This window comes from Sutcliffiella sp. FSL R7-0096, from assembly GCF_038595065.1.
Classification (GTDB): Bacteria; Bacillota; Bacilli; order Bacillales; family Bacillaceae_I; genus Sutcliffiella_A.
In genome coordinates this window covers 158,865-170,980 of sequence record NZ_CP152003.1, presented here as the reverse complement: position 1 = coordinate 170,980, position 12,116 = coordinate 158,865, and the positions used below count along the sequence as shown (strand labels likewise).

General features: G+C 39.8%; 21 protein-coding genes. 7 read left to right on the top strand and 14 right to left on the bottom strand.

Annotated elements, in window-relative coordinates; all coding sequences use genetic code 11:
- Window positions 1–219: 219 nt before the first annotated feature.
- The 6 genes from MKY77_RS00980 to MKY77_RS00955 all read right to left on the bottom strand — a co-directional run bounded on the left by MKY77_RS00980 (window position 220) and on the right by MKY77_RS00955 (window position 2,380).
- The gene (locus tag MKY77_RS00980) at window positions 220–495 is read right to left on the bottom strand and encodes a hypothetical protein (RefSeq protein WP_342515575.1); all 276 of its coding nucleotides are present in this window, start codon (window positions 493–495) and stop codon (window positions 220–222) included.
- Window positions 486–749 (bottom strand): helix-turn-helix transcriptional regulator, encoded by a 264-nt coding sequence (locus MKY77_RS00975; RefSeq protein WP_342515574.1) that lies wholly within the window; start codon window positions 747–749, stop codon window positions 486–488. The genes MKY77_RS00980 and MKY77_RS00975 overlap by 10 nt, the downstream gene beginning before the upstream one ends.
- Window positions 750–855: 106 nt before the next feature.
- Window positions 856–1,557, bottom strand: coding sequence for an ORF6N domain-containing protein (locus tag MKY77_RS00970; protein ID WP_342515573.1), 702 nt, complete (start codon window positions 1,555–1,557; stop codon window positions 856–858).
- A 44-nt stretch (window positions 1,558–1,601) separates the two neighbouring features.
- Entirely contained in the window at window positions 1,602–1,907 is a 306-nt protein-coding gene (locus MKY77_RS00965; protein WP_342515572.1) for a hypothetical protein, read from the bottom strand.
- Window positions 1,904–2,221: a hypothetical protein gene (locus tag MKY77_RS00960; RefSeq protein WP_342515571.1), complete on the bottom strand. Its 318-nt coding sequence runs from the start codon at window positions 2,219–2,221 to the stop codon at window positions 1,904–1,906. The genes MKY77_RS00965 and MKY77_RS00960 overlap by 4 nt, the downstream gene beginning before the upstream one ends.
- Window positions 2,222–2,233: 12 nt before the next feature.
- The gene (locus tag MKY77_RS00955) at window positions 2,234–2,380 is read right to left on the bottom strand and encodes a hypothetical protein (protein WP_342515570.1); all 147 of its coding nucleotides are present in this window, start codon (window positions 2,378–2,380) and stop codon (window positions 2,234–2,236) included.
- Window positions 2,381–2,448: 68 nt separating this feature from the next.
- On the opposite strand from MKY77_RS00955, the gene MKY77_RS00950 reads away from it, so the two are divergent.
- The gene (locus MKY77_RS00950; RefSeq protein WP_342515569.1) at window positions 2,449–2,652 is read left to right on the top strand and encodes a hypothetical protein; all 204 of its coding nucleotides are present in this window, start codon (window positions 2,449–2,451) and stop codon (window positions 2,650–2,652) included.
- 2 nt (window positions 2,653–2,654) lie between these two features.
- Here the strand turns inward: MKY77_RS00950 and MKY77_RS00945 are convergent, their stop codons facing one another.
- Both MKY77_RS00945 and MKY77_RS00940 read right to left on the bottom strand, forming a co-directional pair.
- On the bottom strand, window positions 2,655–2,936 hold the full coding sequence (locus tag MKY77_RS00945) for a hypothetical protein (protein ID WP_342515568.1): 282 nt from the start codon (window positions 2,934–2,936) through the stop codon (window positions 2,655–2,657).
- A 31-nt stretch (window positions 2,937–2,967) separates the two neighbouring features.
- Window positions 2,968–3,195: a helix-turn-helix transcriptional regulator gene (locus MKY77_RS00940; RefSeq protein WP_064097814.1), complete on the bottom strand. Its 228-nt coding sequence runs from the start codon at window positions 3,193–3,195 to the stop codon at window positions 2,968–2,970.
- 158 nt (window positions 3,196–3,353) lie between these two features.
- On the opposite strand from MKY77_RS00940, the gene MKY77_RS00935 reads away from it, so the two are divergent.
- From MKY77_RS00935 to MKY77_RS00910, 6 genes are all read left to right on the top strand, one after another.
- Window positions 3,354–3,734, top strand: a complete 381-nt coding sequence (locus tag MKY77_RS00935) for a helix-turn-helix transcriptional regulator (RefSeq protein WP_342515567.1) — start codon at window positions 3,354–3,356, stop codon at window positions 3,732–3,734.
- A gap of 20 nt (window positions 3,735–3,754) precedes the next feature.
- Window positions 3,755–4,669 carry a lipoprotein gene (locus MKY77_RS00930; protein ID WP_342515566.1) on the top strand — a complete coding sequence of 305 codons (915 nt, stop codon included), beginning with the start codon at window positions 3,755–3,757 and terminating at the stop codon, window positions 4,667–4,669.
- Between the two features lie 280 nt (window positions 4,670–4,949).
- On the top strand, window positions 4,950–5,180 hold the full coding sequence (locus MKY77_RS00925) for a hypothetical protein (RefSeq protein WP_339148357.1): 231 nt from the start codon (window positions 4,950–4,952) through the stop codon (window positions 5,178–5,180).
- Between the two features lie 90 nt (window positions 5,181–5,270).
- Entirely contained in the window at window positions 5,271–5,882 is a 612-nt protein-coding gene (locus tag MKY77_RS00920; protein ID WP_342515565.1) for an ImmA/IrrE family metallo-endopeptidase, read from the top strand.
- Window positions 5,875–6,261 carry a hypothetical protein gene (locus MKY77_RS00915; RefSeq protein WP_339148355.1) on the top strand — a complete coding sequence of 129 codons (387 nt, stop codon included), beginning with the start codon at window positions 5,875–5,877 and terminating at the stop codon, window positions 6,259–6,261. The genes MKY77_RS00920 and MKY77_RS00915 overlap by 8 nt, the downstream gene beginning before the upstream one ends.
- A 41-nt stretch (window positions 6,262–6,302) precedes the next feature.
- The gene (locus MKY77_RS00910) at window positions 6,303–7,481 is read left to right on the top strand and encodes a site-specific integrase (protein ID WP_342515564.1); all 1,179 of its coding nucleotides are present in this window, start codon (window positions 6,303–6,305) and stop codon (window positions 7,479–7,481) included.
- Window positions 7,482–7,569: 88 nt separating this feature from the next.
- Here MKY77_RS00910 and rpsI read toward each other — a convergent pair whose 3' ends face one another.
- From rpsI to MKY77_RS00880, 6 genes are all read right to left on the bottom strand, one after another.
- Window positions 7,570–7,962, bottom strand: coding sequence for a 30S ribosomal protein S9 (gene rpsI, locus MKY77_RS00905; RefSeq protein WP_060666582.1), 393 nt, complete (start codon window positions 7,960–7,962; stop codon window positions 7,570–7,572).
- A 20-nt stretch (window positions 7,963–7,982) separates the two neighbouring features.
- Entirely contained in the window at window positions 7,983–8,420 is a 438-nt protein-coding gene (gene rplM / locus MKY77_RS00900) for a 50S ribosomal protein L13 (protein ID WP_060666583.1), read from the bottom strand.
- A 164-nt stretch (window positions 8,421–8,584) separates the two neighbouring features.
- On the bottom strand, window positions 8,585–9,331 hold the full coding sequence (gene truA / locus MKY77_RS00895) for a tRNA pseudouridine(38-40) synthase TruA (protein ID WP_339148353.1): 747 nt from the start codon (window positions 9,329–9,331) through the stop codon (window positions 8,585–8,587).
- A 14-nt stretch (window positions 9,332–9,345) separates the two neighbouring features.
- Window positions 9,346–10,143 (bottom strand): energy-coupling factor transporter transmembrane protein EcfT, encoded by a 798-nt coding sequence (locus MKY77_RS00890; RefSeq protein ID WP_339148352.1) that lies wholly within the window; start codon window positions 10,141–10,143, stop codon window positions 9,346–9,348.
- On the bottom strand, window positions 10,140–11,006 hold the full coding sequence (locus MKY77_RS00885) for an energy-coupling factor ABC transporter ATP-binding protein (protein WP_339148351.1): 867 nt from the start codon (window positions 11,004–11,006) through the stop codon (window positions 10,140–10,142). Before MKY77_RS00885 ends, MKY77_RS00890 begins: the two co-directional genes overlap by 4 nt.
- A complete protein-coding gene (locus tag MKY77_RS00880) occupies window positions 10,982–11,815 on the bottom strand; it encodes an energy-coupling factor ABC transporter ATP-binding protein (protein ID WP_339148350.1) in 834 nt (277 codons plus the stop codon). The genes MKY77_RS00885 and MKY77_RS00880 overlap by 25 nt, the downstream gene beginning before the upstream one ends.
- Between the last annotated feature and the right edge of the window lie 301 nt (window positions 11,816–12,116).

Sequence of the window (12,116 nt, the reverse complement as noted above, 5' to 3'; positions counted from 1 at the left end):
GGGAACCATCTACCCTCCTAGTCATGACGGCACGACAAAGTCTTGCCGAACATACGTGTGTATGTTATGATGAAGTTGTTCGTATTACTAGTATGAAAAGCGGTAAGCTAACCCAATTAGCTTGCTGCTTTTTTTGTCCTGTTTTTTAGAAGTACATACTTTTCGAAATTAGTAAGTGCTAACCAATGTTTTACCTGGATTTTCATCGCTCGTCCCTCCTTATGATATGGATCGCTTAATCAAGGTGATATCAATTCCGCGTTTTGCTAAGTCCTCAACTGTTTGAGCCAACCGATCGTAATGTTCTTTTCTTTTCATCAACTTTTCCACTTCTGAAACAGAGTTTAGAAAATCAACCGCTGTAAGCTTCACTTCTTGAAAATCACCAGCTGTCAGTTTCTCTTCCATTCTTGCAATACAAGTTTTTGCGGCATGATATTCCCGAAGTACCTTTTGAAAATCATGAGCATGAAATTGTTCTTTTTTTAAAGCCATGCAATAATCCCTCCTGCCAATATAGATAAAGCTTGAAGTAATGTGTTTACATCCACTCCACATAACATAGCTGCGACTGCCTCCGGCGCCCTTGTGGCTTGAAACCACCTTATAGCATCTGCTAATTTCAGTTCTAGATTGTCGTTTTCAAGCCTTGAGACCGCACTTCTAGATAAAAATATCTTTTCGGCCAATTCTTCTTGACTGTATCCAGCTTTCACCCTTAATTGACGGAGGATTTTTCCGAATGACATCGAAATCACCTCCCTCCTGTGTGCAGATTTTGCACATGTGCAGATTGTGGTCAGACAATACTTACCAAATCTATTAAAATTTATATATGAAGAAACTAGTAACTTACTAAGATACCTTCTTAGGAATCCAATTTTCTATGTATCTCAATGCTGTTTGGAGCTCCTTGCGTTTTAAGTCTTTGTAACTTGCAACACCGAAGCGATCTTTAATTTCTCTGTGGAGTTCCCGAAAGAATCTTGGCCGAATCTGAGGATCGTCACAGAGATCGTAAACTTTAGATGCAATTCCTTTTTGAAGTCGTCGTTGCTCTCCAGAATCTAGCGTAATTTGTTCTTCCACTTTGTGATTTACATTATTAATGAGTTGTTTTAATTCCGCTTGTTCCTTGACAATGGATTCATGTCCTTCTACCAAGTCGGCTGTGGTCCTTAATACCGTGACAAGGGCTTGGTCCTTTGATAATGGGACCACATTACTTTTAACATGGTAGTATTCGTCAACAAGTTTTTCATAAGCGTCCCAAGCTAAATCAGTATTCAATGACTTAGCGTGCAACCAGGCACCCTTTTCTGTCCAGAGGTACAACACCGAGGTGAACTTTAGGCTGTCGTCAATTTGACGTGACCCTTTATATGCCTTTAACTCTTCACCAGTTAAAGCGAAATAGTGTTTACCTTGAACATACCGTTCTGAGTTCCGCTGGAAATTTCTATTGATGATTTTGGTCTCAGTTCCAAATGATTCTGCAAGCTGAGAAGTGTTTAAGACACGCTGACCATCTTTCTCACAAACACTTAAGTGTTGCATCTTGTCTACCTCCTAAGGAGTCGTTTTATTTACAGGGCAAGTGTTTACATGTATCGATATTTAATTGCTTCAATGCAGAGCCGCTTATTTTCATCATCCAGATAGTCCATATCACTCAAATTAACTTTGTTTCTCTCATTGAAAAGATGAAGAGCTAAAGCTAACACAAATTTCTCACTTTCAGACCATGGTGCAGCTACTCTCTTTAATGCAGTCACTCGAACATCACCCGATTCTAAGTCAAAATACTTAGTGTTGAAGACTAAATTTAGTTTGTAGTGATTTTGAAACAAGTGAATGGTACCACGCCAGTAACGATCGCTAAGCAGCTGAGGTGGGATACTCTTCATCCAATCGCCTCCCTATTGAAATAGTTGGTATTTTGTTCAATCCAGTTAGAGTTTTGTTCAATCCATTTATAAACTAGGTCCCGCGGGTATCTCGCTTTGACCGCCTTTGACCTTGGAAAAGTAGGATCAGAAGTCATCTTCATTACTGTAGAATTGGCTATTTGAAACATATCTGCTAAATCTGAATTGGTCAGCAACTCCGGGCGTGAGAATTTTCTTACTCCATCTGATACACCTTGCTCGTATGCTTTTCGAATAACGGATTCCAAGTGTAATTCCAACAACTTATCTTCAATTTCACGGATACTGTGCAAATATTTCACCTCCTATAGGTTGTGCTTTTCAATTATTACTAATAAATCATCAATCGCTTCTCGCTTGTTATATGTTTCATCCTCTTGAAGGCTATTAGCCATTTTTAGAAAATCCGTTTTAATTTCTGACCTGAAAAGTACCTCGGTGATGTCTAACATAGGAGTCCTCCTTTGCAGGTATTTTCTCCCTTTTTGTCGAATGTTGACTGTGGAAGGGGGTGGAAAATATGGCTTATAAAGAATCCATTGCTAGAGAAATACGCCAATTAATTAAGGATGCTCCAGAGGGTAATACAGAGTATTGTTTAGAGCATTATGATCAACAAGATGTTGCTGATACTGTAAATTCTTTGCACTATGAATATCCAAGGTTAATTCAAGAAACTGATGTTTATTACACAGGAACAGCTCCAATAGTTATCATGAAGTGAATTCATACTTCCTCTTGAATGGCAGTTCGAGAGGAAGCCATCTCTTTCTTACTCAGACCAAGCACTTCTGCTGTTTCATTACTGATAAATTGTTGATTGTATTCAATAGTTACTTCTGGTCGTTGATTAGCCTTAAGAATTAATTCAACAGAAATAATACCGTCTCGCATTTGGAGTTCATTTATCATTACTGCTCCTTCGTAACAACGGTTTTGAGCGTCTAGTTGAATGAAAATCTTCTGTACTTTCTCCGGTAATAATTTTTGTGTTTTTATTTTGGACAATGGTCTACCTCCTAGGCTGAATTTGGGTTTATTAAACCACCTCTCGCCCTTCCACTTCGCGTACCGCGTAGCGAGTGGGTAAAAAAATTTGATCTCTTTCAACGCCATATAAATTCGCAATTTGTGTAGCTCTATCTTCGCTTACTTGTCTCTGGCCATTTTCTATTTGAGATAAGTATCCACCTGAAATTCCTAATTTTTTCGCCGCGGATTCTATGGAATACTTAGCTTTTAATCTTGCTTGTTTTGGGCCTCTCATTATTGATAACCACCTCCTAAGCTTTGCATAATGCGTTGTTACCTCTATATTACAATGCGATTCGCAAAGTGTCAACGCATTTTGCGAAGTTTTTAGGAAATTTATTTATTCTTTGCATTATGCGAAGTATAATTGTACTAAGAAGTGGGTGATTTTATATGGATAAAAAGAAATTTGGTTCTAGACTAAGAGAACTGAGAAAGAAACACACAAATTACACCATGAAGGAATTTGGCGCCATCTTTAACTTGGCAGAATCAACGATATCCGGTTATGAGAATGGGGCAAGAACTCCTGATATAGAAATATTACATAAGTTTGCAGATTACTTCGATGTTGACCTCGACTTTTTAACAGCACGCACTGAGAAGCCTGTTAATCAGATTAAAAAAGCAAAAGAAATTTTGGAAGATCCTAATACTCAGATAGCTGCTCGAGATGGAGACATGACAGAAGAGAAAGCACTTGAAGCTTTAGAGTGGTTACTGGAAAAAGAGAAAGGTCGAAAGCCTGGAGATAGGCAGCCAAAAAGGAAATAAAAATTAAAAGGGGGTATTATGTGAAACAAATACTGATCGGTATTGTACTCTTGCTTTTATTATCAGGATGTTCGTTGGGGAGTGGAATTGATGATGAGGTTCTTGAGAATCTTTCTCTTTCTCTAGAAAAGAGGTGGGAGTATACAGAAAGCCTTACAGAAGACGTTACTATAGAAAATTTAAGAATTGCAACTGAAACTGAATTGGAGATATTAAAAGAATACGATATTGATGATTTTAAAGATATTACTTTATATTCCCGTTACCAAACATATAAAAGTAGACTAAATCTTATGAGTATTTCTTTAATTACAGCTAAAGTAGATTCAGAAATATTTATAAATAAATGGAAAGAGCACATGGAATACAGAGCAAAAATTCTTTATGATATAAATTCGGATTATCCTTTAAATATTTCAGATAATAATAAAGAAATATTTAATGAGGTCCTCCATTCAGCTAGGCGTTTAGTAGCCACGGACGAGATAAAAACAACCTTGACAAGCAATAGCGTACTTTCTGATATTGATGTTGAGATTGAAGAAGAGTCTATAGCTATTTCATTCCCAACAGAGAGTGCTTTAAGTGCAGTTTCTTTTGTTGCTAGAAAAACAGGCTTCCCTGAGAAAGCTATGGAGATCCTAAAAATAATGTCAGAATACGAATATGAAAACATAGTAATATCTACTACGAATCAAGATACTGTAGCAGTTTCCTCCTATTTTACAAAAGAAGCATTAAATGACATTAACTTCGATAAATGGAAAGACACTGACAGTTACGACGCCTATAAATTTTACGAATTCACCGACGCATTTCATATTCGCATGGGAATTTGGAACAGTCTTGACGAAGAAACCCAACGATTATTAGGAGATATGAACAAAGAGAATTCTAATCCTTTCTGGCGAAAATACAGAGTATTGCATCAATAGATTATTAAGGCTTAAAGAAAACAATGCCCCACTCTCGGGCGACCGGGAGTAGAAAAATCGGATGAATTCAGGGAAAACCTAAGTCTCCTAGATATGGCAACCCTGAGCCAAGCTGAAGGAAGTCGTTCGGTACTTCAGAAGGTGCAACGCATAGGCAAGTGAGGACGGCAACCAATAACCTTGCCCACGAGCGTCCGACACCCCCTTAGGGTGATGATATATGCTGAACTTTTTGGAAACAAAAAGAAGCACCGGATAAAAAGCCGGTGCGGTAACATAATTGATTTCAAGACTTGGTATCGCTACAGATTTAATCGAATCTGCAACTGAAATTAAATCTGTAACAGATCTATCCGCAAGCATTGTGAACCCACTTTCAAACCTTACAGATAAACTGCCGATTGCAAAATTATCTATTTTCGAAGAGGAGATCACAACCGCTATGGATAAAATTGAAGTAAAAGTAAAACCGATTGACCTGGGTAGAAAACGGTTCTCTTTAGGTACATAATAATGAGTTTTTATTAAAAAGTCCAATTAACACTGGGCTTTTCATTTAAAGATTAAACCGAACATACATTCTCTTATTAGGAGCGATATTATGATTTATCAGATGACACCACTAGAAGCAAAAATACGAGACATTTATTTGCAGGCAGGAATTGACTCTCCTTCTAACACCGTTATGTATGAATTTGCTCAACACTATGAGATATGGATTCACACTTATCCTGGCCCAAGTCGAGTATTAAAAAGAAATGGACTATATAGCATTTTATTGAACGACTCGATTTCAAAGGAAGAACAGTGGGAAGATTTCGGCCATGAGATGGGTCATGTAATTAAACATGTAGGCAACCAACATGTTTTCAATCAATCATTCAAAGAGCTTCAAGAATTTCAAGCAAATAGTTTTATGTACCACTTCTGTGTTCCTACATTTATGTTGCTAAAGGATGAAATAAAATCGGATTCAGTTTTCCATAATGAAATTGATTATATTAGTCAAACCTTCAACGTTACAAAGTCTTTTGCTAAAAAAAGGATGAGTCATTTTAGGAACCAATGCCTCCTAGCAAAATCAGATGCAGAACACCGGGCCTATATGGAATCTCGCCATCCAAAAGCAGGACCTTATATGCCCGAAACTGTTGAAGCATTAAGGAAATTAGAAACAATTATTGAAAAAAGAAAGGAGAAAAATCATGCCTAAACAAATCTTAGATTATCAATATATAGATGGTGAATTAGCACCTCATTATTATATCCTTCAGTTATACCCCAATGAAATAAACTGGGATAAGAATGTTTTTTATTTCGACCTAAGCCCTCCTATATACTCCCAAGAGTACAGTAACCTTAATGAAACCTTATTAGGTTGCAGTGTGACTATTACCGATCTAATTGTAAACAATGAGTTTCCTAGTCGGTTAGGGATAAATTTAAGATCACTAAAGAGAAGACTTCTTCCGGACATAGATGAGCTAAGTTTTATCCAGCAATTTATTATTTACGCTCCAGATTTAGATTTTATTATTGCTAGATTACCTGAAGAACAATCTAAAACATTCTACGTACAAAGTTGTAAATAATATGAATTTAAAAAGCTGTTTATAAAAGCTAATTCTTCTTATTGAACTTATTGCAGAAAGAAATAAAAGGGAGTGATTATTTGGCCTCTTATCAAAAATATAAGACAAAGCAAGGCGAAAAGTGGATGTTTAAATTGATTGTAGGTATAGATCCTGGTACTGGTAAAAAGATCATGACTACTCGAAGGGGTTTTAAAACTAAAAAGGAAGCTCAAGCTGCCTACCTTAATCTGAGGCAAGAAATAGAATCTGGTCTTCATGTAAAACAATCATTAACATATGAAGATGTATTTAAAGAATGGTGGGACATTCATACTCGGACAATTAAGCCAAGTACTATTTACTCCAAGCAATCCAAGTTTAAAAAGCACATTTTACCTAGGTTTGGAAAGTTAAAAATCAAGGATATTTCTAAAGGGTATTGTCAGAGAATGATTAATGACTTATCCAACGAAATTGACTCTGTAAATGATATAAAAATACAAGCTAGTCTTGTTTTTAAATATGCAATCAAAATGGATTACATTTTAAAAAATCCAATGGAATATGTAACAATTCCTAGAAAGGAAGAATCTTTTTTAGCAAAAACAGAAGAAAGAAATTATTGGACAAAAAATGAAATAAGAGACTTTCTGACACTTGCAAAAAAGCATATGTCAAAACAAAACTTCATCATGTACTATTTACTTATTTACACTGGTATGAGAAAAGGTGAACTAATAGCCTTGACTTGGGATGATATCGATTTAAATGAACAAACAATTAATATAAATAAGACCATGTTTTTTGAAAAAGGAAAGGAAATTATTCAAACTGCAAAAAAATATGCTTCCAATAGAAAGATAGACATCGATAGTCAAACCACCAAACATCTTTTTAATTGGAGAACAAAGCAGAAAGAAGCACTTTTGGCAGATGGGATTGTCAGCAAGCCCCCCAACGTCCTCCTAAGAGCCGATATGCGCCCAATTAGACTTGCGTATCCAAATGAGCTTTTAAACAGTTTTATGACTGTATATGACCTTCACAGAATTACTATACATGGATTACGCCATACCCACGCATCTATGCTTTTTGAAGCAGGTGCAAGTATAAAAGAAGTACAAGTTAGATTAGGTCATAAAGATATACAAACAACCATGAACATATATACTCACGTTACAAAAACAATGTCTAAGAAGACTGCTGAAAACTTCCTGAATTACATGCAATTAGAATAAAATAGGTCAAAATTTGGTCAAAACTAAATTTTCCACATAAAAAAGCCCTTCAAACATAACTGCTTGAAGGGCTTTAAGTGTTGATCTATTAACGTTTTGAGAACTGAGGTGCACGACGAGCGCCCTTAAGTCCGTATTTTTTACGCTCTTTCATACGCGCGTCACGAGTCAGAAGACCTGCACGTTTTAAAGAAGCACGGAACTCAGGATCAGCTTGTAATAATGCACGAGCGATTCCGTGACGGATCGCACCAGCTTGACCAGTGTATCCTCCACCGTCAACGTTTACCAATACATCGTAGTTACCTTCTGTTTCAGTAACTGCCAATGGTTGTTTTACAACGTTACGTAGAGCTTCGAATGGGATGTAGTTTTCGATATCACGATCGTTGATCACGATTTGTCCGTTACCAGGAACTAGACGTACACGTGCAACGGAGCTTTTACGACGACCTGTGCCGTAGTATTGTACTTGTGCCAAAGTTATACCCTCCTTATTAATTAACCGCGAAGTTCGTAAACTTCAGGTTGTTGTGCTTGGTGTGGATGCTCGCTTCCAGCATACACATTCAATTTTTTAGCTTGCTGACGTCCAAGACTTCCTTTTGGAAGCATGCCTTTGATTGCTAGTTCTAACATCTTTGTAGGATAGTTAGTACGCATTTCCAAAGCCGTTCTTTGTTTTAGTCCACCTGGGTGCATTGTGTGACGGTAGTAGATCTTACCGTTCAACTTGTTACCAGTTAAGTGGATTTTTTCTGCATTGATGATGATGACATGATCTCCAGTGTCTACGTTTGGAGTAAAAGTTGGTTTATGTTTACCACGTAAAATGGATGCAACTTCACTTGCAAGACGACCTAAAGTTTGACCTTCAGCGTCAACCACGTACCATTTACGATTTACTTCGCTAGCTTTCGCCATAAACGTTGTACGCATTAAATTTCCCTCCTAAAAAAAATAAACCTTTTATTTTTCATTTCTTCATATATTTTATTCAACACGATGAAACTCTTCCGGGGCTTGATCGTGGGGTTAAAATACATACCATGTGATATCTTATATCTTTTTTGCCAGATTGTCAAGAAAATGTTACACCAGGATTAGTTGTCATCATAAACCACGTTCCAAAGGTATAAACCGTGAGCTGGTGCCGTTTTTCCGGCTGCTCCCCTATCTCTCGCTTCCAGGATCGAAAAAATATCCTCTGGTAATTTTTTACCTTGTCCAATCTCCAATAAGGTCCCCACGATGATACGGACCATATTATATAAAAAGCCATTGCCGACAATGCGAAACTCCAGCTCCTCGCCAATCACAACAGCTTCCAACGAGTAAATGGTCCTCACCTTGTCCTCTACCTCCGTCTTAGCGGAACAGAAGCTTGTAAAGTCGTACTCGCCAAGGAAATGCCCACACGCCTCCCTGATGGCTTCTACATTCAATGTAAAAGGATAGTGAAACACCTGATTACGATTAAATACATCAAAGTCCTTCGCAAGGCTCACCTTGTACCTGTATTCCTTTTTTACCACATCAAAACGCGCATGGAAGCCCCCTGACACAGACTCCACCCTCTTCACCCAAATATCCTTGGGCAAATGGGCATTCATCGCCTTTTGCCAAGCCTCCTCAGGAATAGTCAATGGAGAGTCAAAGTGCAGTACCTGACCGACCGCATGCACTCCTGCGTCAGTCCGTCCAGAAGCGGAAACCTTCATCTCCGCTCCCTTATGGATGCGTGACAGCGCCCTCTGCACCTCGAGTTGGACGGTGCGCTTTTCCTTTTGTATCTGATAGCCTTCAAACTGTGCCCCATCATAGGAAAGGGTACATTTTAATCTATTCATCACATCTAACTCCATTATGTTCGAATAAGAACCAAGATAAACGTAAGGACAGCAAGGACCACCATCAGCATGGTATCCTTCGTCTGCCACTCCAGCAGGCGGAATTTCGTCCTTCCCTCGCCGCCCTTATAGCCGCGTGCCTCCATCGCCGTAGCGAGCTCTTCCGCGCGTTTGAATGCACTGATAAACAAAGGGACAAGCAAAGGCACCAACGCCTTCACACGCTCCTTCAGAGGCCCTACAGTAAAGTCTGCACCCCTTGCACTCTGCGCCTTCATGATTTTATCGGTCTCTTGCATCAAAGTCGGGATAAATCGTAGGGAAATAGACATCATAAGAGCCAGCTCATGCACAGGGACCCCCACCTTTTTGAACGGCCCGAACAAGGTCTCCATCCCATCCGTGACCTCGATTGGTGTCGTCGTAAGCGTTAAGATAGTGGTTATAGTAATTAAAAATAAAAACCGCAAGGAAATAAAGATTGCTTGTATGACGCCCTCTTCATATACTTGAATAAACCCGACTTCAAAAAGAAGTGTCCCTTGTTTTGTCAAAAACACATGAAACAGCATGGTAAACAAGATAATCCAGATGATCGGCTTCAAGCCCTTCAATATAAAGGGGACCGGAATCTTTGTGAGCAGGACGACAGCCAGTGTAAAGGCCCCGAGCATCGCATACCCCCAGATATTGTTTGCCAAGAACACGACCATAACAAAAATGAAAACAAGCAATAGCTTGGCCCTTGGATCCATTCGGTGTATCAGGGACGTGCCCGGAACGTACCGCCCGATAATCAAGTTGTTCATCATGAGCCAGCCCCCCCAATACGGGACGCTATCGCCTGTGCCACTTCTTCAACAGTCAGACAAACTTCACCGAACTCCTCGTCCAAACGGACTCCAAGCTCTTTCATGAAAAGCACCGTCTCGGGAACATCAAGTCCAAGCTTTTGAAGCTCCCCAGCTTGTCCAAATATCTCCCTTGGTGTACCTTTCAATCCAACCGTCCCCTTGTTCATCACCATGATGGTATCTGCATATCTTGCTGCATCCTCCATGCTGTGCGTGACAAGAATTGTTGTGAGACTCTGCTCCTTGTGAAGCTTGTAAAATAGATCCATGATTTCTTTACGGCCACGAGGGTCCAGGCCAGCTGTCGGTTCATCCAGTACTAAGACCTCCGGCTGCATGGCAAGCACCCCTGCTATGGCAACCCGTCGCATCTGCCCCCCACTTAAGTCAAACGGAGATGATTCTAAGTATTTATCAGGTAAACCGACCAACTTTAATGCCTCTCTTGCACGACTTTTCGCTTCGTCTTCGGGTACACCAAAATTAATAGGACCGAAGCATACATCCTTTTCCACCGTCTCATCAAATAGCTGATGTTCTGGAAACTGAAAAACGATTCCTACCTTTTTACGGATAGACTTAATGTTCTTTTCCTTCTTGTTAGCCTGCAGGGTGATATCCCCCACTTGGATGCTTCCTTTGGTAGGTCGGAGCAGCCCATTTAGGTGCTGCAATAAAGTCGACTTTCCGGACCCCGTATGTCCAATAATCGCGGTATAGGAATTCTCTGGTATCATCATGTTGACATCGAAAAGGGCGACCCGTTCAAACGGGGTATTCACCTGATAGCGGTGTTCTAAGTCTTTGATTGTAATTTGCATAGCTCATCCATCAGCCTTTCCCTGTTCGTCGGATCTGTTTCGAACCTAACACCCAATTCTTTGAGTCTATTTGCCAAAATGATAGGAAAAGGCAGATCTAGCCCTATCTCCACAAGCTTTTCTCCCATACGAAAAATTTCGTCCGGGGTGCCCTCCCCAAATACTTCTCCACCATTCATCACAATGATGCGGTCTGCTCTTGCTGCTTCCTCTAAGTCATGTGTAATGGAAATGACCGTTACACCGACTTCCTGTCTTAACTCTTCTATTGTATTTATCACTTCTTTACGACCGATCGGATCCAACATACTCGTTGCTTCATCCAGAATAATGATAGATGGACGAAGCGCAATCAAGCCTGCAATGGCTACTCGCTGCTTTTGGCCACCGGAGAGCTGATGTGGCTCTTGGGTTAAAAAAGATTCCATCCCAACTTTTTCGATCCCCTCTGCCACACGCGTTAGCATTTCTTCGCGGGGGACGCCAATATTTTCTAAACCAAACGCAACATCATCCTCTACCGTCGATCCCACAAATTGATTATCCGGGTTTTGAAAGACCATGCCGACCTGTCTTCTGATATCCCAGATGGTCTCTTCTGTTAATTTTACTCCTTGAACCATTACAGTTCCATCTGATGGAAGCTGCAGGCCGTTCAGGATTCGGGCCAATGTGGACTTACCGGAGCCGTTATGGCCGACAATCGCAGTCCACTCACCTTGATTCACTTCAAGGTTGATATTCTTTAACGTATCTTCCTCTTGATTTGCGTAGCTGAAGGATAAATCCTTCACTTCTAAGATGGCCACGAAAACACAACTCCTCTCTACTCCGCTTAACTGACTCTCTCTATTATAGCCATTTAAACATAAAATGGCTCTACTATACACCGCTAGTGATTTCCGCACTGGTCTTCGCTTTCCTAGGGGCGCTTGGGGAGCCTCCTCGGCTTTGCCTGCGGGGTCTCCCCTAACCGCTTCCTCCCGAAGGAGTCTTCGCCCAGTGCTCCAATCACTAGATATAAATCTCATTGAATAAAGGTTTTTAGAATCTCACTTCTACTTAAAGGTTTAGCTTGGTCAGTAACCTCCTGTTGCTTGGAGTGCAAGG